Origin of the sequence: Curtobacterium sp. SORGH_AS_0776, from assembly GCF_031453355.1 — a bacterium.
Lineage (GTDB): Bacteria > Actinomycetota > Actinomycetes > Actinomycetales > Microbacteriaceae > Curtobacterium.
In genome coordinates this window covers 2308997-2329720 of the sequence record NZ_JAVIYU010000001.1, presented here as the reverse complement: position 1 = coordinate 2329720, position 20724 = coordinate 2308997, and the positions used below count along the sequence as shown (strand labels likewise).

17 protein-coding genes are annotated in these 20724 nt (G+C 71.1%); 4 read left to right on the top strand and 13 right to left on the bottom strand.

The features are described from left to right. From mraY to QE359_RS11530, 8 genes are all read right to left on the bottom strand, one after another. Positions 1–1104, bottom strand: a complete 1104-nt coding sequence (mraY, locus tag QE359_RS11565) for a phospho-N-acetylmuramoyl-pentapeptide-transferase (RefSeq protein ID WP_070418650.1) — start codon at positions 1102–1104, stop codon at positions 1–3. Continuing rightward, on the bottom strand, positions 1101–2606 hold the full coding sequence (murF, locus tag QE359_RS11560) for a UDP-N-acetylmuramoyl-tripeptide--D-alanyl-D-alanine ligase (RefSeq protein ID WP_309779272.1): 1506 nt from the start codon (positions 2604–2606) through the stop codon (positions 1101–1103). The genes mraY and murF overlap by 4 nt, the downstream gene beginning before the upstream one ends. Further along, positions 2603–4240, bottom strand: a complete 1638-nt coding sequence (locus QE359_RS11555) for a UDP-N-acetylmuramoyl-L-alanyl-D-glutamate--2,6-diaminopimelate ligase (protein ID WP_309779271.1) — start codon at positions 4238–4240, stop codon at positions 2603–2605. The genes murF and QE359_RS11555 overlap by 4 nt, the downstream gene beginning before the upstream one ends. Before the next feature lie 14 nt (positions 4241–4254). Continuing rightward, the gene (locus QE359_RS11550; RefSeq protein ID WP_309779270.1) at positions 4255–6024 is read right to left on the bottom strand and encodes a penicillin-binding protein 2; all 1770 of its coding nucleotides are present in this window, start codon (positions 6022–6024) and stop codon (positions 4255–4257) included. A 57-nt stretch (positions 6025–6081) separates the two neighbouring features. Further along, positions 6082–6735 (bottom strand): hypothetical protein, encoded by a 654-nt coding sequence (locus QE359_RS11545; RefSeq protein WP_309779269.1) that lies wholly within the window; start codon positions 6733–6735, stop codon positions 6082–6084. Position 6736: 1 nt separating this feature from the next. Next, entirely contained in the window at positions 6737–7702 is a 966-nt protein-coding gene (gene rsmH / locus QE359_RS11540) for a 16S rRNA (cytosine(1402)-N(4))-methyltransferase RsmH (RefSeq protein WP_175473627.1), read from the bottom strand. A gap of 106 nt (positions 7703–7808) precedes the next feature. Then, a complete protein-coding gene (mraZ, locus tag QE359_RS11535) occupies positions 7809–8240 on the bottom strand; it encodes a division/cell wall cluster transcriptional repressor MraZ (RefSeq protein WP_022906684.1) in 432 nt (143 codons plus the stop codon). Positions 8241–9130: 890 nt separating this feature from the next. After that, positions 9131–9526, bottom strand: a complete 396-nt coding sequence (locus tag QE359_RS11530; protein ID WP_070418646.1) for a DUF3040 domain-containing protein — start codon at positions 9524–9526, stop codon at positions 9131–9133. An 83-nt stretch (positions 9527–9609) separates the two neighbouring features. Here QE359_RS11530 and QE359_RS11525 point away from each other — a divergent pair, with 83 nt between their 5' ends. After that, entirely contained in the window at positions 9610–10728 is a 1119-nt protein-coding gene (locus QE359_RS11525) for a polyprenyl synthetase family protein (protein ID WP_309779268.1), read from the top strand. A 72-nt stretch (positions 10729–10800) separates the two neighbouring features. Here the strand turns inward: QE359_RS11525 and QE359_RS11520 are convergent, their stop codons facing one another. Beyond that, a complete protein-coding gene (locus QE359_RS11520; RefSeq protein ID WP_229087087.1) occupies positions 10801–11166 on the bottom strand; it encodes an Rv2175c family DNA-binding protein in 366 nt (121 codons plus the stop codon). 163 nt (positions 11167–11329) lie between these two features. On the opposite strand from QE359_RS11520, the gene QE359_RS11515 reads away from it, so the two are divergent. After that, positions 11330–12562, top strand: coding sequence for a LysM peptidoglycan-binding domain-containing protein (locus QE359_RS11515; protein WP_309779267.1), 1233 nt, complete (start codon positions 11330–11332; stop codon positions 12560–12562). A gap of 169 nt (positions 12563–12731) precedes the next feature. After that, the gene (pknB, locus tag QE359_RS11510) at positions 12732–14756 is read left to right on the top strand and encodes a Stk1 family PASTA domain-containing Ser/Thr kinase (protein ID WP_309779266.1); all 2025 of its coding nucleotides are present in this window, start codon (positions 12732–12734) and stop codon (positions 14754–14756) included. Between the two features lie 500 nt (positions 14757–15256). Here the strand turns inward: pknB and QE359_RS11505 are convergent, their stop codons facing one another. The 3 genes from QE359_RS11505 to QE359_RS11495 all read right to left on the bottom strand — a co-directional run bounded on the left by QE359_RS11505 (position 15257) and on the right by QE359_RS11495 (position 18424). Next, positions 15257–16600, bottom strand: a complete 1344-nt coding sequence (locus QE359_RS11505; RefSeq protein WP_309780425.1) for a class II 3-deoxy-7-phosphoheptulonate synthase — start codon at positions 16598–16600, stop codon at positions 15257–15259. Positions 16601–16697: 97 nt separating this feature from the next. Beyond that, a complete protein-coding gene (locus QE359_RS11500) occupies positions 16698–17438 on the bottom strand; it encodes a 1-acyl-sn-glycerol-3-phosphate acyltransferase (protein ID WP_070418642.1) in 741 nt (246 codons plus the stop codon). A 32-nt stretch (positions 17439–17470) separates the two neighbouring features. Next, complete coding sequence (locus QE359_RS11495; RefSeq protein ID WP_070418641.1) at positions 17471–18424, bottom strand: ROK family glucokinase; 954 nt, start codon at positions 18422–18424, stop codon at positions 17471–17473. Between the two features lie 121 nt (positions 18425–18545). Between QE359_RS11495 and QE359_RS11490 the strand changes: the two genes are divergently transcribed. Next, the gene (locus QE359_RS11490; RefSeq protein WP_309779265.1) at positions 18546–20390 is read left to right on the top strand and encodes a long-chain fatty acid--CoA ligase; all 1845 of its coding nucleotides are present in this window, start codon (positions 18546–18548) and stop codon (positions 20388–20390) included. Positions 20391–20501: 111 nt separating this feature from the next. Here QE359_RS11490 and QE359_RS11485 read toward each other — a convergent pair whose 3' ends face one another. Continuing rightward, positions 20502–20633: a hypothetical protein gene (locus QE359_RS11485; protein ID WP_258027649.1), complete on the bottom strand. Its 132-nt coding sequence runs from the start codon at positions 20631–20633 to the stop codon at positions 20502–20504. Positions 20634–20724 lie beyond the last annotated feature (91 nt).

Sequence of the window (20724 nt, the reverse complement as noted above, 5' to 3'; positions counted from 1 at the left end):
TCATCCAACTCGTGCGATCCATTCGAGGTAGAAGAGTCCGACACCGGCGGCGACGCAGAGTCCCGCGATGATCCAGAACCGGACGACGACGGTCACCTCGGCCCACCCCTTCAACTCGAAGTGGTGGTGCAGCGGACTCATCCGGAAGATGCGCTTGCCGTGGGTGATCTTGAAGTACGCCCGCTGCAGGATGACCGAGCCGGTGACGATGAAGAACAGGCCGCCGATGAGGATGAGCAGGAGCTCCGTGCGGCTGAGGATCGCGAGGCCGGCCAGCGCGCCGCCGAGCCCGAGCGACCCGGTGTCGCCGAGGAAGATCTGCGCCGGCGACGTGTTGTACCAGAGGAAGCCGATCAGGCCACCGCAGACCGCCGCCGCCACGACCGCGAGGTCCAGCGGGTTGGTCACGGTGTAGCAGGCGTGCTCGGTGTTCGCGTCGAGCCGGGCACCGCCGCAGATCTGGTTCGACTGCCAGAAGCCGATGATCACGTACGAGCCGATGGCCAGGATGCTCGAGCCGGTCGCGAGACCGTCGAGCCCGTCCGCCACGTTCACGCCGTTCGACGTCGAGACCGTCAGCAGGACGATCCACGCCAGGAACAGCACGGTGCCGATCACGGTGCCGAGCGCCATGAAGTCGAGCCACGGGATGTCCCGGATGGCCGACACCATCGTCGACGCCGGTGGCTTGCCGTTGCCGGACGGGACGACGAGCGCCACGGTCGCGAAGATGACGCCGACGATGACCTGCCCGAGGACCTTCGCCCAGCCGCCGAGCCCGAGACTGCGCTGACGACGGACCTTGAGGAAGTCGTCGATGAAGCCGACGAACCCGAGGCCGACCATGAGGAACAGGACGAGCAGGCCGGACAGCGTGACCGAGTCTCGGCCGACCAGGTGTCCGACGAAGTAGCCGAGCACCGCGCCGATGATGAGGACGATGCCGCCCATCGTCGCCGTGCCGCGCTTGGTGTGGTGCGACTGCGGGCCGTCGTCGCGGATGAACTGTCCCCAGCCGAGGCGGTGGAACAGCTTGATGAACAGCGGCGTGAGCAGCAGTGTGAACACCAGCGACACGGCGCCGGCGATCAGGAGGGCGATCATTCGGTGACACCTCCGAGGCGGTCGCCGAGGAATCGCAGTTCGGCGGACTTCGAGGACTTGACGAGGACGACGTCGCCGGGGCGGAGCATGTCCTGCAGTGAGTGGACGGCGTCGTCGACGTCCTCGATGAACACGGACTCGCCGTCCCACGATCCCTCGAGGGTGGCGGCCTGGTGGATGGGCATCGCGCCGCGGCCGACGACCACGAGCTGTCCGATGCCGAGACGGACGACGAGCCGACCGATGCGGTCGTGCTCCTCCGTCGAGAACTCGCCGAGCTCGGCCATCTCGCCGAGCACGGCGACGGTCCGCTCCCCCGGGCGCACGATCTGCGCCAGGGTCCGCAGCGCCGCTGCGGTCGAGTCGGGCGACGCGTTGTAGGCGTCGTTGATCACGGTGACGCCGTCGGGGCCGCCGGGGAGGAGCTCCATGCGCCAGCGCTCGGCGCGCGTCATCGACGCGAGCGCGGCGGCGCCGGCGGCGAGCGGGACGCCCCACAGGTGGGCGACCGTGAGCGCGGCGGACGCGTTCATGGCGTGGTGCTCACCCAGGATCGCGAGCTGCACGTCGACGTGATCCGTGCCTCCTGGCCGTCCGTCCGCAGACGGGTCGCCTTCCTGGCGGACGGGAGGCGCGGTGAGCGTGAAACGGGTGCCGTTGCGGTCCGTCTCGATGCCGGTGATGCGGTAGTCGGCGTCGTCGGACGTGCCGAAGCCGACGACGTGGGCGGCCGTCAGGTCGCGCATCGACGCGACACGGTCGTCGTCGACGTTGAGGAGCGCGGTCGCGCTCCCGGGCAGGTCGGTGACCATCTCGGACTTGGCGCGCTGGGTCGCCTCGATCCCGCCGAACTCGCCGGCGTGCGCGAGGCCGACCTTGAGGACGACGCCGACGTCCGGCTCGGCGATCGCGACGAGCTTGGCGATGTGGCCGATGCCGCTCGCGCCCATCTCGACGACCAGGTACCGGGTGTCCTCGGTGATGCGGAGCATCGAGATCGGCGCACCGACGTGGTTGTTGAACGACCCCTGCGGCGCGACGGTCTCGCCGTGCTGCTCGAGGATCGTCCGGAGCATGTTCTTCGTGCTCGTCTTGCCGTTCGAGCCGGTGATCCCGACGACCTTGAGCGGCGCCGGGCGTCCGTCGGCGTCGACGCGGTCGGCGGTCGCCATCCGGACGCGCGTGACGACCTCGTGTGCGAGCGCGGCGAGGGCGTCGTAGCCGTCCGCCACGACGATCTGCGGTGCCGTGGTCTCGACGCGCTCGGGCGTGATGACGAGCGCGGCGCCGGCCTCGGTCGCCGCGGGGACGAAGCGTCGCCCGTCAGTGACCTCGCCCGGGAGCGCGAAGAACACGCTGCCCGGCGTCACGAGGCGGGAGTCGGTCTCGACGGTGCCGTCGACGACCAGGTCGCCCTGGTCGGCGACGTCGGTCGCCTGGGCACCCGGGATCAGCTCGCCGTCGATCGCTGTCGCGATCTCGGCGAGGGTCATGGCGATCATCGGAGTTCCTCGGTGGGGCCGGAGTTCGGTTCCCAACCGGCCTCGCGGAGGGCCTGGCGGGCTTCGTCGCGTGCCGAGTACGGCGTGCGGACGCCCTGGATGTCGCGGTAGTCCTGGTGGCCGGGCCCGGCCCAGAGGATCGAGTCCCCCTCGCCGACGAGGCTCACCGCGGTGCGGATCGCGGCCTCGGGCGGGCTGACCTCGTGGAGCTCGTGCTCCGGGAACGCCTCGCGCGCGGCGTCGACGAGGGTCTTCCGGATCGATGCGGCGTCCTCGAAGCGCGGGTGGTGGTCGGTGACGACGAGGATGTCGCTCCCCGCAGCCGCCACGCGGGCCATGTCCCCGCGCTTGGTCTTGTCGCGGTCGCCGTCTGCGCCGAAGAGCATGAGGACCTTGCCGGGGGTGAACTGCCGGACGGCCGCGAGGGTGTTCTCGAAGGCGTCGGCGCTGTGGCCGAAGTCGACGTAGACGCTCGGGCCGCGGTCGCCCGAGACGCGCTCGGTCCGGCCGGGCAGGTAGCACTCGATGGCGCTCGTCCGCTCGCCGCGCTGCTCGCGCTCGTCCTCGTCCGGGTAGCGGCGGTGGTTCGTCTCGAGCGCGTGCGCGATGGCGCCGAGCTCGAACCCGCCCTCGACCAGCATCACGATCGCGAGCGCGGCGTTCGCGGCCATGTGCCAGCCGATCAGGGGCACACGGGTGGTGAGCGCACGGCCCTCGGGACCGGTCAGGCGGAACTCGGTGTAGGCGGCGTGCGCCTCGACGATGTCGACGTGCCACTCGGCCTCGACGTCGGGGTGGACCGTGATGGTCGTGACCGGGATCCGGGAGTCCTGCACCACGCGGTGGCCCCAGTCCGTGTCCAGCGAGACGACACCGCGACGGGCGTGTTCGGGCTGGAACAGCGGGAGCTTCGCCTGGTAGTACTCCTCCATGTCGGCGTAGTCGTCGAGGTGGTCGTGCGACAGGTTCGTGAACGCCGCGACGTCGAAGACGATGCCGTCGACGCGGTGGCGGCTGAGGGCCTGGGCGCTCACCTCGACGGCGACCGCGCGGACCTCGCTCTCGCGCATCCGGGCGAGCAGGGCGTGCATCTCGCTCGCCTCGGGCGTGGTGAGGCGGCTCGTGACACTGAGCGTGCCGATGTGCCGCTCGGCGGTGGAGCTGAGGCCCGTGACGAGGCCGAGCTGCTTGAGGATCCCCTCGAGGATGTAGGACGTGCTCGTCTTGCCGTTCGTGCCGGTGACGGCGAACAGCTGCGGCAGGTCGGTGGCCTCGTCCGGGTGGGTGCGGTACACCCACGCCGACACGTCGCCGAGGGCCGCACGGGGGTCGTCGACGACGAGCACCGGCAGACCGGCCGCCTGGGCGTGCTCCACGCCGGCGTCGTCGGTCAGCACCGCGACCGCGCCGCGCTCGGCGGCCTCGGCGGAGAACTCCGCGCCGTGCCGGTTCGCACCGTGCACGCCGACGAAGAGGTCACCCGGCTGCACCTCGGCGGCGCTCAGGGTGACGCCGGTCGTCTCGACGGCGTCGACCGAGCCGACGACTCGCAGACCGAACGCGTTCGCGAGTTCGGCCACGGCCCTCGGGGTCGGGTGTTCGGGTCGGAGGACCGGGGGGATCCGTGCGGACAAGTGCTCCTTCTTCCTCACCACGTGGTCGGGTAGGTCTTCGCCGGCGTCGTGGAGGGGGCTACTCGGTACTTCTCGAGCACCTGGGACATGAGAGTTCGGAACGCCGGAGCCGCTCCGCTGGACCACTTGTTGGCCTGCGGCTTCGTGAACGTCACCGTGACAACATACTGGGGGTCCTCGGCGGGTGCCATTCCGGCCACCGAGGTGATGCGCTGGCCGCCGTAGCCCTTCGACCCCTCGGCGACCTCGGCGGTACCGGTCTTCGCGGCGATGTTGTAGCCGGAGATCGGCTTCATCCCCACGAGGGTGCCGCCGGTGACCACGCTCTGCAGCATGTCCGTGACCTGCGTCGCGGCGTTCGCGGACACGACGCGCGTCGGCTGCACGTCGGGCGCGTCGATCGTCTTGCCGTCGGCTGTCTGGCACCCCTTCACGAGGTGCAGCGGGATCCGGACACCGTCGTTCGCCAGGGTCTGGAAGATGCTCGCGACCTGGATCGCGGTCGTCGAGATGCCCTGGCCGAACATCGAGTTGATGTTCGTCTGCTGGTCCCAGTTCGGGCTCGTGCCGTAGTCCATCGACGGCTGGCCCGGGTAGTCGATCGCCGACTCGGGCTCGAACAGGCCGAACTTCTGCATGTAGTCGTACCGCTGCTGGGCGGTCAGGCGTTCCCCGAGCTCGGTGATCCCGACGTTCGAGGAGTTCTGCAGGATGCCCGTGAGCGTGAGGTTCTCGGTGTCGTGGAACTCGGAGTCGTGGATCGACCCGCCCCACGGGAACGAGCGCGTGTACGGCACGACGGCCTGGTCGGTCGGACTCGACTTGCCCTGGTCGATGAGGGCGGCGGCGATGGCGGCCTTGATCGTTGACCCGGGCTCGTACGTGGCCGTGAGGGCCCGGGAGCCGAACGCGCCCTTGTCGGTCGTGCCGTCGACGTTGTTCGGGTCGACCGTCGGGTAGTCCGCGACGGCCAGGAGTTCGCCGGTCTTCACGCTCGTGACGGTCGCCGTCGCCGACTCGGCCTGCAGGGACTTCGCGGCGGACGCGATCGTCTGCTCGGCCATGTACTGCAGGTCGCTGTCGATCGTGGTCTCGACGGTTCCGCCGTCCTTGGCTTCCTTCGTGGTCACGGTGCTGCCCGGGAGCTGGACACCGTCGGACCCGCGCTCGTACGTCTCGGAGCCGTTCGACCCGGCCAGGCACTTGTCGTAGGCGTACTCGAGGCCGGCCTGGGCGCCGTCGGTGCCCATGAAGCCGGTGATGTTGCCGGCCGTCGCACCCGTCGGGTACACCCGTGATGCCTGCTGCTCCTTGTAGATCCAGGGGATGTCGAGCGCGGTCACCGCCTTGTAGTGCTTCACGTCGAGGCCCTTGACGAGGTAGGCGAAGTCGGACCGTGGGTTGGCCGCGATGTTCTTCTGCATGGTGGCGACGTCACCGCCGGACGCCTTCGCCAGTGCCGTCAGCGCCTGGTCGACCGAGACGTCCTTCACCCGGGTGCCGCCGAGCTTGCCCTCGAACTTCTTGACCAGGCGTGGCGCGGTCGTGATGTTGTACCGGGTGACGCTGTCGGCGAGCTCGGTCCCGTTGCGGTCCACGATCGACCCGCGGGTGCCGTAGATCGTGACGGGGATGCTCCGCTTCTCCTTCGACAGCTCGTTGAGCGCGGCGGCCTGGACCACCTGGATGTCGACGAGGCGGATCACGAAGACCGCCACGAGGGCGATCACGGCGATCATCACGACGCTGTAGCGGAGTCGTCGGCTGCGGATCGTCTTCGTCACGCGGTGCGGTCCTTCCCGGGGTGGAGCGGTCGTGCGGCAGGGCCCCCGGCCCGCAGGTCACCGGGTGGACGGGGCCTGGAGCTGGTTCGGGTCGGACTCTACGTCGGCCGTCGAGGAAGCCCCGGCCGACGCGCTGGCGCCTGCGGTCTTCCCAGCGTCCGCCGCGGCGGCGTCGCTGCCCGCTGTGGGCCCGCTCTCCTTGCTGGTGGAGGTGTCGCCCTGCTTCGCGGCGAGCGGCACCTCGTCCAGCAGCGAGTTCGGGACCTGGTTCGAGGTCGCCGCCGTGGCCTGGTCCGCGACCGCCGGGGTCGGCGTGCCGTAGACCCGGCCGGTCTTCGGGTCGAGGTACACCGGCGTCGAGTTCGCGATCATGCCGAGTGCCTGCGCGTTGCGGGCCAGGTTCTGCGGGGAGTCGAGGACCCGCAGCTCCTCGGACAGCGACTGCTGCGTGCGGGAGAGGTTCGTCTGCTCCGCGCTCAGGGAGTTCAGCGTGTACGCGCCCTGGCTGAGGACCATGCTGATGCCGAGCTGCGCGAGGAGCAGGATGCCGAGGGCGGCCACCGCCACCGCGGCGTACGCGATGCGCGGGCGGGCACGGCGCTGGGCCTTCGTCGGGGTGACCTCGACGAGCTCCGGCCGGTTCTGCCGCGTCGGACGCGGGGCGCGGGACGGGACGACGGCGGGGTCGACGAGTGCGAGGTTCGTGCTCATGTCACTTCCGGATCCGCTCGGCCGCGCGCAGGCGCACGGGGGTTGCTCGTGGGTTGGCGGCGCGTTCGGCTTCGTCGGCCAGCTCGGCGCCCTTGACGACCAGTTCGTACGTCGGCCGGTGCTCGGGCAGTTCGACCGGCAGGCCGGCGGGTGCGCTCGACTTCGTCCGTGCGGTCAGCGCTCGCTTGACGATGCGGTCCTCGAGCGACTGGTACGACTCGACGACGATGCGGCCACCGACCGCGATGGCGTCGAGCGCTGCCGGGATCGCCCGTTCGAGGACGCTCAGTTCGGCGTTCACCTCGATGCGCAGCGCCTGGAACACGCGCTTCGCGGGGTGGCCTTGGCGCTGGATGGCCACCGGGGTCGCGTCGTGCAGGACCTGGACGAGGTCGCCGGACATCTCGAACGGGGCGGTCGCCCGTCGCTCGACGATCGCCCGGGCGTAGCGTCCGGCGAGCTTCTCCTCGCCGTAGCGCTGGAAGATCCGGCGCAGCTCGCCCTCGTCGTAGGTGGCGAGGACGTCGGCGGCGGTCTGCCCCTCGGTCCGGTCCATCCGCATGTCGAGCGGCGCGTCCTGGCTGTACGCGAACCCGCGTTCGGCCCGGTCGAGCTGCAGGGAGCTGACGCCGAGGTCGAACAGGACGCCGTCGACCTCGTCGAAGCCCTCGCCCTCGATCGCGTCGACGATGCCGTCGTAGACCGTGTGCACCAGGCGGACGCGGTCACCGAAGCGGGCGAGCCGCTCCCCCGCGATGCCGAGCGCGTCGGTGTCGCGGTCGAGGCCGATGAGCGTCAGCTCCGGGAAGCGCTCGAGCAGCCCCTCGGAGTGGCCGCCCATGCCGAGCGTCGCGTCGACCACGACCTTGCCCGGCCCCTCGAGGGTGGGCGTGAAGAGGTCGACGATGCGCTCGAGCATCACCGGGGTGTGGGGGAAGCGCTGTGCGCCCGTCTCGTTCTCGGCCATGTGCAGCCCCTCGTCCTCCGGGCCGCGGGTCCGGATCCCCATCCATGCGACCTGACACCGGGGAAGGGGTGTCAGGGATGCACGGCTGGGAGTCCCGATCCACGGATCAGAAGATCCCCGGGATCACCTCCTCGTCGTTGTCGGCGAAGCCCTCTTCGACTTCTGCGTAGTAGGCCTCCCACGCGGGGGTCGACCAGATCTCGGCACGGTCACCGGAGCCGATGACCGTCAGGTCCCGCTCGAGCCCCGCGTACTCGCGGAGGTTCTGCGGGATGGTGACGCGGTTCTGCTTGTCGGGCTGCTCTGCGCTCGCTCCGGAGAGGAACAGGCGCATGTAGTCCCGGGTGCGCTTCGAGGTCATCGGTGCGGTGCGGATGCGCTCGTGCAGTTGCTCGAACGTGTCCGCGCTGAAGACGACGACGCAGCGCTCCTGCCCGCGGGTCATCACGAGGCCCCCGGACAGTTCGTCCCGGAACTTGGCGGGGAGGATCACGCGACCCTTCTCGTCGAGCTTCGGGGCATGGGTACCGAGCAGCACGTCGGGCCTCCCCTCCGCTCCACCGGACCGTTGTGTCCCCCACTTTACTCCACTCCCCTCCCCACGGTGCGGAAATCATTCCCGAAATCGCCGTCGTGCCCTGTTTTGGGGTCGATGGAGGCTCAGTTCCGGCGCGCTCGAGCGCGGAGAGGCCCGAATCCTCGGGGATCGGAGACCCGGTGGAGGGATGTGGAGCGCGTGGAGGGAAGTGGAGGACTTCCACAGCTCGAGCGCGCGCTCCCGCGGCGCGGCGGCGGCTCGCGCCGCCCGTGTCGGCGGCTCGCGCCGCTCGTCGAGCGGGCGGAACCGGTCGCTCGGCGGCGCCGAGCGGGCCGTTTCGCGCCCGCTCGGCGACCGGCCGGCGGCGTGTTGCGCCCGTTCAGCGGGCACCTGCGGGACGGGAGGCGCGGTGCGGCGCCGACCCGCGCCTCCCGTCCGATGGCGCGCACCGCCTCGCCCCAGCGGGCACGACCCGCCGCGCGCGGACCTCCGAGCGGGCGGGATCGGCCGGCGCGCGGCCTCGAGAGGGACCGATTTCGCCCGGTCGCCGAGCGGTCACGACCCGCCGCGCGCGGACCCCCGAGCGGGCACGATCGGCCGCGCGCGGACCACCGAGCGGTCACGATCGGCCGCCGCGCGGGCTCGAGCGGGACGTATTTCGCCCGCTCACCGAGCGGTCACGACCCGCCGCATGCGGACCGCCGAGCGGGCACAGTCGGCCGCTGCGCGGGCTCGAGCGGGACCGATTTCGCCCGGTCGCCGAACCGGTCGCGGCGTGTTCCGCACAGTCGGCGCGGCGCCCGCCGACCCGGCGCACCCCGGCCGCGCCCGGACGCACGAAACGGGGCCGGCCCCGAAGGACCGACCCCGTGGAGGAGTGTGGAGGGCCGCTAGCCCTGGTTGTCGTTCCGCTTGTCCCAGCGGTCGTTCATCCGGTCCATGAAGGACCCGCCGCCGCCCTGACTCGGCCGCGAGGCTCCGCCCGTCGACGGCTTGCCGGCCCGAGGCGCCTTCGCCTTGGGGGCTCGCATACCGGGACGCAGCGCGAAGAGGACTCCGGCCAGCATCACGACGAAGCCGAGGATCCCGATGAGCGGCTGGCGCATGACCAACCCGACGATGACGATGGCGACGCCGGCGAGTGCTCCGAGCACCCCGAGCGTGATCGACGTGTACGTCGGACGACCCTGGCGACGCGTGACACGCGCGACGAAGTCGGAGTCATTCTGGTAGAGGCTGCGCTCCATCTCTTCGAGGAGGCGCTGCTCTTGCTCCGAGAGTGGCATCTTTGTTCCCTCTGTTCCTGGGATCGACGCGTGGTTGAGGTGGACCGAGTCTACGACTCGACCGCTCCACTAGGGTAGGGAGTGTGGCTGAGAGTACGCGATTAGTGGACCTCGTGTCGGCGCGGATCGATCGGGCGCTGGACGACCAACGGGAACGGCTCGCCGCGATCAGTCCGGACCTCGCTCCGTTCGACCAGTACGCGCGTGACCTGCTGTCCGGCGGCAAGCGGTTCCGGGCCCTGTTCTGCTACTGGGGCTGGCAGTCCGTCGCGGGGCGGTCGGGCTCGTTCGACCCGCTCGGCGAAGGGTCCCGGCAGACCACGGCCGAGGCGATCGTCACGGTCGCGGCCGCGCTCGAGATCTTCCACGCCGCGGCGCTCGTCCACGACGACATCATGGACCGCTCGGACACCCGTCGCGGGCGTCCGGCAGCGCACCGCCGGTTCGAGTCCCTGCACGAGGAGTCGGGCTGGGTCGGCGACCGGGCGCTCTACGGCACGAACTCGGCCCTGCTGCTCGGCGACCTCCTCCTCTCCCTGAGCGATGCGGTCTTCGACGAGGGGCTCGCCCTGCTCGACCCCGCGCGGGGCCGCATCGTCCGCCAGGAGTTCCACACCATGCGCCTCGACGTCACGGCGGGGCAGTACCTCGACGTGCACGAGGAGACCGCCTGGCCGACCATCGACGAGGACGAGCACCTCGTCCGGGCCCAGCGCGTCATCGTCTTCAAGTCCGCGAAGTACTCGATCGAGGCGCCGCTCGTGATCGGTGCCCTCGTGGCCGGGGCGTCGGACGCGCAGCTCGAGGGGCTCCGGGCGTTCGGCCTCCCCCTCGGCGTGGCGTACCAGCTCCGCGATGACCTGCTCGGCGTCTTCGGCGACCCCGAGGTCACCGGCAAGCCCGCCGGCGACGACCTGCGCGAGGGCAAGCGCACCGTCCTCATCGCCTCGGCCCGCAAGGCGTTGCCGAGTGGCCCCCGGCAGTTGCTCGACGAGCTCTTGGGCGACCCGGACCTCGACGAGGCCCAGGTGCAGATGCTCCGCGCGACGCTCACCGAGTCCGGTGCGGTCGCCGCCGTCGAGCGGTCCATCGAGCGGCACGTGCAGCGCGCGAAGGCGGCGATCGAGGCGGCACCGCTGACGCCGTCGGCGCGCGAGCAGCTCGTCGCACTGGCCGACACGGTCAGCCGCCGCTCCGCGTAGACGCCCCCACCTGCATGCCAGGAGGCACAGTGCGGGCTGGCACCGCGCCTCCTGGACCCGACGTGGGAACCGCTAGAGCAGCGACTGGGCGATGCGACGCACCTCGGCCTTGCGGCCGGCGCGCAGCGCGGCGATCGGCGAGGTGCCCATCGCGTCGTCGACGGAGAGCATCCAGCGGACGGCCTCGTCGTCGGTGAAGCCGTTGTCGGACAGGACGATGAGCGTCCCGCGGAGTTCCGGCAGGGGCTCGGTGTCGTCGAGGAACTCGCTCGGCACACGCAGGACGCCGTCGATGCGCGCGGCCAGCAGCGTCTTCTGCTCGAAGAGCCGATGGACGCGTCCGGGGCTCACCCCGAGCAGGTCCACCAGGTCGGGGACGGTCAGCCATCGCTCGGAAAGGGTCGTGTCGTCGATGGGTGCAGCACTCACAGGCCCCATGTTGCCAGAGTGGGACGGGGCGTCACACCGCCTCGTTCGTCACATTCGTCACACACGCAACATCCGACTCTCTGGTTGACTTGGGAATCACGCCATGCCAGCGTGGGAACACCTGTGAGTGCGCACGCACGTGCAACGGCTCACCGCTCGAACAGGAGACACCGTGGACAACGCTGCAGACGAAGACGCCCGGCGCGCACGATCCGCCCGGTTCGCGACCATGCCCATCGTCCTCGCGGGGACGATCGCGGTGACCGCCGGACTCACCGGCCCGGTCGCCCACGCCGAACCGCGCCACGACGACGACAACCGCAACAAGCGGCACGTCGACGAGGACCGCACGGTGACCGATCGACCGGTCTTCGAGACCGCGGTCGCCCGTCCGTCGCAGACCACCGTGACCACGGTCGCCGCCGTCTCGACGAAGGCGCCCACCACGGCTGTGCCCACGAACTACACCGTCCGTCAGGGCGACACCGTGTCGGGCATCGCCGCCCGCTACGGCCTGTCCGCGCAGGAGGTCCTCGTGCGCAACGGCCTCGGCTGGAACACGATCATCCACCCCGGGCAGACGCTGCACCTCTCCTCGACGCCGGCGGTCAGCACGACGTCGGCGACGACCTCGGCCACGGGCAGCTACCACGTCAAGCAGGGCGACACGGTGTCCGGCATCGCCTCGCGCGTCGGTGTGTCGACCACGGCGCTCCTCAGTGCGAACAAGCTCTCCCAGCGCTCGGTGATCTACCCCGGGCAGACGCTGCGGGTGCCGACCGCGGGTGCGACGGCAGCGCCGGTGGCCGCGGTCGCGTCCGCTCCGGCATCCGCGTCCGGCAGTGCGTCGTCGGCCCGGGCCGGCAGCGTGAGGATCGGGACGGGTGACACCATCGCCTCGATCGCCGCCTCGCACGGCGTGACGGTCTCGGCGCTCCTCTCGGCGAACGGGCTCACCTACACGAGCACGATCTACGCCGGCAAGACGCTCGTCCTGCCGTCGTCGGGTCCGTCGCTCTCCGCCGAGCAGCGGGGCAACGCGGCGACGATCGTGGCGGTCGGCCGCTCCCTCGGGGTGTCCGACCACGGGATCGTCATCGCCCTCGCGGCGGCGATGCAGGAGTCGAGCCTGCGCAACCTCTCCCACGGGGACCGCGACTCGGTCGGGCTGTTCCAGCAGCGGCCGAGCCAGGGCTGGGGGTCCGCTGCGGCCCTGCAGGACCCGGCGACGGCGGCGAAGCGGTTCTTCACGGGCAACCCCGGGCACACCCGCGGGCTGCTCGACATCGCCGGCTGGTCGTCGATGAACGTCACGACCGCGGCGCAGGCCGTGCAGGTGTCGGCGTACCCGAAGGCGTACGCGCAGTGGGAGAAGACCGCGCAGAGCCTGCTGGCGTCGCTCTGAGCCTGGCCGCCGGGCCGTCGCGCGCGCTCGCACGCCCGTCCGTCGGGCCGTCGCGCGCGCTCGCACGCCTGGCCGCTCGGCGGAACCGAGTCATCCGCAAGATCGAGATTCGGTCACGACCGGAGCGTCAGTGCGGGTCCGTGCAGTCCCGATTCGTAGAATGCCGCCGATGACCACCAACGCCGCCACGGATCCGATGATCGGTCGCATGATCGATCACCGGTACCGCGTACGCTCCCGCATCGCGCGCGGGGGCATGGCGACCGTGTACCTGGCGACCGACGTGCGGCTCGAGCGGCGCGTCGCGATCAAGATCATGCACGGCCATCTGGCGGACGACCAGGCCTTCCGGGAGCGCTTCATCCAAGAGGCCCGGTCCGCCGCCCGGCTCTCCCACCCGAACCTCGTCGGCGTGTACGACCAGGGCGCCGAGGACGACACGGCGTACATCGTCATGGAGTACATCCCGGGCATCACGCTCCGCGACCTCCTGCAGGAACACCACGCGCTGACGCCGGAGCAGGCGACCGACATCCTCCGGGCCGTCCTCGCCGGGCTCGCCTCGGCCCACCGCGCCGGCATCGTCCACCGCGACCTCAAGCCCGAGAACGTCCTGCTCGCCGACGACGGCCGCATCAAGCTCGGCGACTTCGGTCTCGCCCGAGCGACCACGGCGAACACCGCGACCGGGGCGGCCCTGCTCGGGACGATCGCGTACCTCTCCCCCGAGCTCGTCACGCGCGGCGCCGCCGACTCCCGCAGCGACATCTACGCGCTCGGCATCATGCTCTACGAGATGCTCACCGGCGAGCAGCCCTACAAGGGCGAGCAGCCGATGCAGATCGCCTACCAGCACGCCAACGACTCGGTCCCCGCGCCGAGCGCCGCCGTCGCCGGGGTCCCGCCGGAGCTCGACGACCTCGTCGCCTGGTCCACCGCCCGCAACCCGGACGACCGGCCGCGCGACGCCCGCGAGATGCTCGACCACATGTCGGGCGACCAGCAGCGCGCCACCGGTCAGTATCGCACCGCCGTGCTGCGCCCCGAGAACGCGACCGCGATCATCCCCGCCGGGTCCGCGACGCCGACCTCGGCGGACTCGGGCGACGCGACCACCATCCTCGAACCGGCCCAGCGTTCGTCGGCCCAGCAAGCCGGCGGCCGCGGTGGCCGGAACGCGCCGGGTCCCCGCCGGACCGGGTCGCAGCCAGGAGCCCTCTCCCCCGCCGGACAGCGGCTCGCCGACAAGTCGACCAAGCGTCGCAAGCGCGGGTGGATCATCCTCGTCGTCGTCCTCGTGCTCATGGCGATCGGCGGCTCGATCGGCTGGGCGCTCGGACCCGGGCCGTGGGGCAACGTCCGCATCCCCGAGGTCACCGGCAAGTCCGTCTCGCAGGCACGACAGCTCCTCGAGGCGCAGGGCCTCCACACGGCGTCGTCGACTGCCACCCGGTTCGACGCCGTCGTCGCGAAGGGCCAGGTGTCCACGACGAAGCCCGCCGCCGAGCGCGAGGTCCGCAAGGGCACCTCAGTGCAGATCGTCGTGTCGAACGGTCCGAAGATGATTGCCCTGCCGGCCATCGTCGGGCAGCCGCTCTCCACCGTCACCGCGGCGCTCGACGACGACTTCCAGCTGCAGGACGACCAGTACCAGTTCTCCGCCGACGCCCCGAAGGACACCGTCATCGCCGCGACGGGTCTCGGCACCGACGGCGAGACGATCGACCTCTCGACGGTCGAGACCTACGGCGAACGCGGCCCGGTGACGCTCACCGTCTCCCTCGGCGCGGTCCCGGACGTGGTCGGCAAGTCCGTGAGCGACGCCACGGCGACGCTCGACACGGTGGGGCTCACGCTCGGATCGCAGGACGGCCAGTTCAGCGACGACGTGCCCGAGGGGCAGATCATGTCCGCGAAGGCCCAGGACGACCCCGTCGTGCGCGGCTCCGCGATCGACGTCGTCGTGTCCAAGGGTCCGGCGCCCATCACGCTGCCGGACGTGCACGGGAAGACGATCAACGACGCCACCTCGACGCTCGACGCGCTCGGGCTCAAGGTCTCGGTGCCGGACTGCACGAACATCCTGTGCGGCTTCTACGACTGGAAGGCCTCGCTCCCCGTCGAGTCCACGGACCCGGCGGCGGGCACGACGGTGCACCGCGGCGACACGATCACGCTCGCCTACAAGCAGTAGGCGCACCGCGCGGCGGCGAGTCTCGGCCCCGCGGACAGTTCCGCGCCCTCGCGCGGCCCGAACTGTCCGCCGGGCCGAGTCTCGGGCCGGGCCGCGAGCGCGTGACGGACGGGAGGCGCGGCGCGGGCTGGCACCGCGCCTCCCGTCCCACGGTCGTGGCTACCACGGCGCGAAAGCGACGGACGTGCGCATCGCGATGCGGCCCGTGCCGCCGAGGCGACAGGGTCCCGCGGCGACTCCGCAGGACCCTGTCGCTTTCGCACGCCGCGGCCGTCGGCGGCGCTGCGAGACTCGGCCCGCACGACGGTGTCACGAGCGCGCGACGGACGGGAGGCACGGTGCGGGCTGGCACCGCGCCTCCCGTCCCACGGTCGTGGCGACCACGGCGCGAAAGCGACAGGCGCGCGCGACGCGATACGGCCCGTGCCGCCGAGGCGACAGGGTCCCGCGGAGACTCCGCAGGACCCTGTCGCTCTCGCAAATCGCTGGCGCGCTACGCGCTACGCGCGCACGTGCGGGTGGGCGCCGAGCTCCTCGGCGACCAGGAACGCGAGCTCGAGCGACTGCATGTGGTTCAGCCGCGGGTCGCACAGGGACTCGTAGCGGGTCGCGAGGGTGGCCTCGTCGATCTGCTCCGAGCCGCCCAGGCACTCCGTGACGTCGTCACCGGTGAGCTCGACGTGCATGCCGCCCGGGTACGTGCCGACCTCGCGGTGGGCCTCGAAGAAGCCGAGGACCTCGTCCACGACGTCGTCGAACCGGCGGGTCTTGTACCCGGTCGGCGTCGTCAGGCCGTTGCCGTGCATCGGGTCCGTCACCCACAGCGGGTTGGCGTCCATGCCCTTGATCGCCTCGAGCAGCTTCGGCAGCTCGTCGCGGATCTTGCCGGCGCCCATGCGGGTGATGAACGTCAGGCGCCCCGGCTCGCGGTTCGGGTCGAGCTTGTCGACCAGGGCCTTCATGTCGTCGACCGAGGTCGTCGGGCCGAGCTTGACCCCGATCGGGTTCCGCACGCGGGACAGGAAGTCCACGTGGGCGCCGTCGAGGTCGCGGGTGCGCTCACCGATCCAGATGAAGTGTCCGGAGGTGTCGTAGGCGAGCCCGGACCGCGAGTCGATCCGGGTCATCGGGCGCTCGTAGTCCATGAGCAGCCCCTCGTGCGAGGCGTAGAACTCGACGTGCTTCAGCTCGTCGAAGTCCGCACCGCAGGCGTCCATGAAGCGGATCGCGCGGTCGATCTCCTTCGCGAGGTGCTCGTACCGGGCGTTCGCCGGGTTCGACGCGAAGCCCTTGTTCCACGAGTGCACCTGGCGCAGGTCGGCGAAGCCGCCCTGCGTGAAGGCACGGACGAGGTTCAGGGTCGACGCAGCCGTGTGGTAGCCCTGCACGAGGCGACGGGGGTCGGCCTGGCGGCTCTCCGGGGTGAAGTCGTAGCCGTTCACGATGTCGCCGCGGTAGGCGGGCAGCGTGACGTCGCCGCGGGTCTCGAAGTCGCTCGAGCGCGGCTTGGCGAACTGCCCGGCCATGCGGCCCATCTTGATGACGGGCATCGACGCACCGTAGGTGAGCACGACGGCCATCTGGAGGATGGTCTTCACACGGTCGCGGATCGAGTCCGCCGTTGCACCGGCGAACGTCTCGGCGCAGTCGCCGCCCTGCAGCAGGAACGCCTTGCCCTGCGCCGCCGACGCGAGCCGTTGACGCAGCTTGTCGACCTCGCCCGCGAAGACGAGCGGGGGCAGCGTGGCGATCTCGGCCGAGGCGGCCTCGGCCGCGCTGGCGTCCGGCCACGTGGGCTGCTGCTTGATCGGGAGCGTCCGCCAATAGTCGAGGCCCTCGATCACGTCCGGATCCTGCAGGGCGACGAAGTCGGTCGACTCGAACAAGGGTGGTACCTCTCGAAGGGATGGCCGTCCGGGCGGATGCCGGAACCATCGAATCCTAACGTGCCGAGGTGCCCCGCCCATTCCGCGTGACCTTGCCGCGGAGGACCTGCTCGCGCGCCGTGCTCGCCCGCTCCTTGACACTCGTCGCGTAGACGTCGACGTATTCCTGGCGGCTCAGCCCGGCGAGCTCGTGCATGACCTCGTCGGTGACGCTGCGGAGGATGAAGCGGTCGGTCTCGAAGCCCTCGAAGCGGGAGAAGTCGAGGGGCTTGCCGAAGACGACGCCCACGCGCTTGAACTTCGGGAAGCGCTGCCCGATCTGCTGCACCTCGCGCGTGCCGACCATGGCGACCGGGACGACGGTGACGCGCCCCTCGAGGATCATGCGGGCGATGCCGGTCCGGCCCCGGTAGAGCTTGCCGTCCGGGCTGCGGGTGCCCTCGGGGTAGATGCCGAGCTGCTCACCCCGGGCGAGGACCTGCAGGCCGGTCCGGAGCGACGCCTCGGACGCCTTGCCGCCGGAGCGGTCGATGGGCAGCTGGCCGATGGCGTTGAAGAACGTCTTCGTCGCCCAGCCCTTGAGGCCGCGACCCGTGAAGTAGTCGCTCTTCGCCAGGAACGACAGCCGGCGGTCGAGCACCGCCGGCAGGATCACCGAGTCGATGAACGAGATGTGGTTGGACGCGAAGATCACCGGCCCCTTCGCAGGGACGTGCTCACGGCCGACGACCCACGGCCGGAAGAGCGTGAGGATGAGCGGCCCGAGCAGGAAGTTCTTCAGCAGCCAGTAGGTCATCGTCGACTCCGAGACGGTGGGGTGGTGCGACCCTACGCCGTGCGGGCGTGGATCCGAGCGAGGTCGGCCGCGCCGACGACACCGGCGTCGTTGACGAGCTCGGCGATCACGAAGTCCGGCTCCGGGTGGTAGCCCCGGGCCGGCAGGTTGTTGAGGTAGGCCTGCTTGATCGGGTCGAGCAGCCGGTCCCCCGCGCTCGCGACGCCGCCGCCGAAGACGAAGAGCTGCGGGTCGAGCACGGCGGACAGCGAGGCGCAGGCCTCGCCGAGGTGCCGACCGAGCCGCCGCAGGGCCGCGAGGGCACCCGGGTCGTCGGCCAGGATCAGGTCGCCGACGATGTGCCCGTCGAGCTCGCCGCCGTTGGCCGCACGCGCGTCGGCGAGGGCGGAACCGATGCCGCCGGCGTCCGCGACGTCGTTCGCCATGCGCTGCAGGGCACGACCGGAGCCGTACTGCTCGATGCAGCCGCGGGCGCCGCAGCCGCACGGGAGGCCGTTCGGCACGATCCGGAGGTGGCCGATCTCGCCACCGGTGCCGAAGCCCCCGCGGAAGAGGCGGTCCTCGGTGACGATCGCACCGCCGACGCCGGTCCCGATCGTCAGCATGGTCATGTCGGACACGAGCCGACCGGCACCGAAGCGGAACTCCGCCCAGCCCGCCGCGTTGGCGTCGTTGTCGACGGTGATGTGCAGGTCACCGATGCGCTGCTGCAGCTTCTGGCGCAGCGGCTCGTTCCGCCACCGGATGTTCGGCGTGTAGTAGACGATCGACTGCGAGGCGTCGATGAAGCCCGGCGCGGCGACGCCCACCGCGCTGACCTCGTTCGCGGCGCGCAGTCGCGAGACCATCGCGACCACGTCGTCGAGCATGGCGTCCGGGTCCGCAGCGTTGGTGGCCACCCGGTCCTCGGCGACGATCTCGCCCAGTTCCGTGACGACCGCTCCCGCGATCTTGGTGCCCCCGATGTCGATTCCGATGGCGTGCACGAGGAACGAGCCTACCGGTTCCCTGCGTCCACACGGAACGCTCGACACCGCGCCCTATGCTGGCGGTGTCGCCTCGACGATGAGGCGCACTCGAATCGAACCGGCCGACAAGGGAGTCACCGTGAACGATCAGCGGCACCCAACCCCGATCACCGCACCCGACCACGGCTCGGCTGCCCGACTGCTCTCCGAGCGTGCGCGGGCGACACCGGACCGTCCGATCCTCGCCGAGCGCCGCGGCGACACCTGGACCCCGATCAGCGCAGCCGACGTCGAACGTCGGGTCCGCGGGATCGCGAAGGGCTTCGTCGCCGCAGGCCTCGAGCCCGGCGCGCACGTGGCGATCCTGTCGCGCACCCGCCTCGAGTGGACGCTCGTCGACTTCGCCGTGTGGACCGCCGGCCTCGTGTCGATCCCGGTCTACGAGACCAGCTCCCCCGACCAGGTGCGCTGGATCCTCTCCGACTCCGAGGCCGTCGCGATCGTCGTCGAGCAGGAGGAGCACGCTCGCCGTGTCGCGTCGATCGCACCGGACCTGCCGCACCTCGGCCAGCACTGGACGATCGACGGCGGCGGGCTCGACGACCTCGTCCGCCTCGGCGAGGACGTCACCGACGCCGAGCTCGACGCCCGCACCGTCGACGTGCACGGCCACGACGACGCCACGATCATCTACACCTCGGGGACGACGGGCCGGCCGAAGGGCTGCGTGCTCCGGCACGACAACTTCACCGCGACCGTGGAGGGCGCGTCGGAGGCGATGCCCGAGGTCGTCGCCGACGACGCCTCGACGCTGCTGTTCATCCCGATGGCCCACGTCTTCGCCCGGTTCATCGCGGTGATGTCCGTCTCCGCGGGCGTCCTCGTCGGCCACGAGCCGGACACGAAGGACCTCATGCACGCGGTGTCGACGTTCAAGCCGTCGTTCCTGCTCGCCGTCCCGCGCGTGTTCGAGAAGATCTACAACTCCGCCGAGCAGAAGGCCGACCTCGGCGGCAAGGGGCGGATCTTCCGCGCCGCAGCGAAGACCGCGGTCGCGCACTCCGAGGCCCTCGCGAGCGGGAAGGTCCCGCTCGGACTCGCCCTCCGGTTCAAGCTCTTCGACCGGCTCGTCTACGCCAAGCTCCGCGACGCGATGGGCGGCCGCGTCCGCTACGCCGTGAGCGGCTCGGCACCGCTCTCCCCGCGGCTGTCGCACTTCTTCCGGTCGATCGGGGTGCTCATCCTCGAGGGGTACGGCCTCACCGAGACGACCGCTCCCGCGACCGTGAACCGAGCCGGGGAGCTCCGGATCGGCAGTGTCGGCCGCGCGCTCCCGGGCGTCGAGATCCGGATCGCCGAGGACGACGAGATCCTCATCCGCGGCGTCGACGTCTTCGACCGCTACTGGCGGAACGACGAGGCCACCGCGAAGGCCCTCGTCGACGGCTGGTTCCGGACCGGCGACCTCGGCCGGCTCGACACCGATGGCGTCCTCACCGTGACCGGCCGAGCCAAGGAACTCATCGTCACGGCCAGCGGCAAGAACGTCGCACCGGCACCGCTCGAGGACGGCATCCGCGAGCACCCGCTCATCGGCCAGGTCGTCGTCGTCGGCGAGGGCAAGCCCTTCGTCGCCGCCCTCGTCACGCTCGACCGGGACATGCTCGCCGGCTGGTGCGAGACGCGCGGGATCACCCCGGCGCTCTCCGCGCACGAGGCCGCCTACGACGAGCGGGTCCACCAGGCCGTGCAGGAGGCGATCGACGCAGCCAACCAGCGCGTGTCACGTGCCGAGTCGGTCCGGTCGTTCACGGTGCTCGACACCGACCTCACCGAGGCGTCGGGGCACCTCACGCCGAAGCTGACGATCAAGCGCGCGGTCGTCCTGAAGGACTTCGCCGCCGACGTCGAGCACATCTACTCGGGGTCGAAGGTGCAGACCACCGCGACGCCCGTCGTCGAGGGTCGCCGCCGCCGGGGCTAGGTCCGCGACGCGTGCCAGGAGGCGCGGTGCCGGTCCCGTGGACCGGCACCGCGCCTCCTGTGCGTCACCCTGCGCGCGGGGCGCGACCCGTGGTCGCGTCCGCCCGCGCGCTCAGCGCTCCTGCGGTTGCTGCGTCTCCGGAGCGTCGAGGACGGCCGTCGAGGAGGTCGTGACCTGGACCTCGGTGGGGCGACGGTTGGTGCGGGTGCGGTGCGAGCTGAGCTCGTCGTTCTGTGCGGTCATGGGGATGTCCTGGGGGTGTGGGAAACGGTGTCGGTGGGAAGCCGACGGCGATACGGTACCTCTTCGTCAGGACAAAGCGACAATCCCACGT

Excerpts from the sequence above, each read along its gene's own strand:
- mraY (WP_070418650.1), bottom strand. The coding sequence starts at position 1,104 with ATGATCGCCCTCCTGATCGCCGGCGCCGTGTCGCTGGTGTTCACACTG.
- murF (WP_309779272.1), bottom strand. The coding sequence starts at position 2,606 with ATGATCGCCATGACCCTCGCCGAGATCGCGACAGCGATCGACGGCGAG.
- QE359_RS11545 (WP_309779269.1), bottom strand. The coding sequence starts at position 6,735 with ATGAGCACGAACCTCGCACTCGTCGACCCCGCCGTCGTCCCGTCCCGC.
- rsmH (WP_175473627.1), bottom strand. The coding sequence starts at position 7,702 with ATGGCCGAGAACGAGACGGGCGCACAGCGCTTCCCCCACACCCCGGTG.
- QE359_RS11530 (WP_070418646.1), bottom strand. The coding sequence starts at position 9,526 with ATGCCACTCTCGGAGCAAGAGCAGCGCCTCCTCGAAGAGATGGAGCGC.
- QE359_RS11520 (WP_229087087.1), bottom strand. The coding sequence starts at position 11,166 with ATGGGGCCTGTGAGTGCTGCACCCATCGACGACACGACCCTTTCCGAG.
- pknB (WP_309779266.1), top strand. The coding sequence starts at position 12,732 with ATGACCACCAACGCCGCCACGGATCCGATGATCGGTCGCATGATCGAT.
- QE359_RS11500 (WP_070418642.1), bottom strand. The coding sequence starts at position 17,438 with ATGACCTACTGGCTGCTGAAGAACTTCCTGCTCGGGCCGCTCATCCTC.
- QE359_RS11485 (WP_258027649.1), bottom strand. The coding sequence starts at position 20,633 with ATGACCGCACAGAACGACGAGCTCAGCTCGCACCGCACCCGCACCAAC.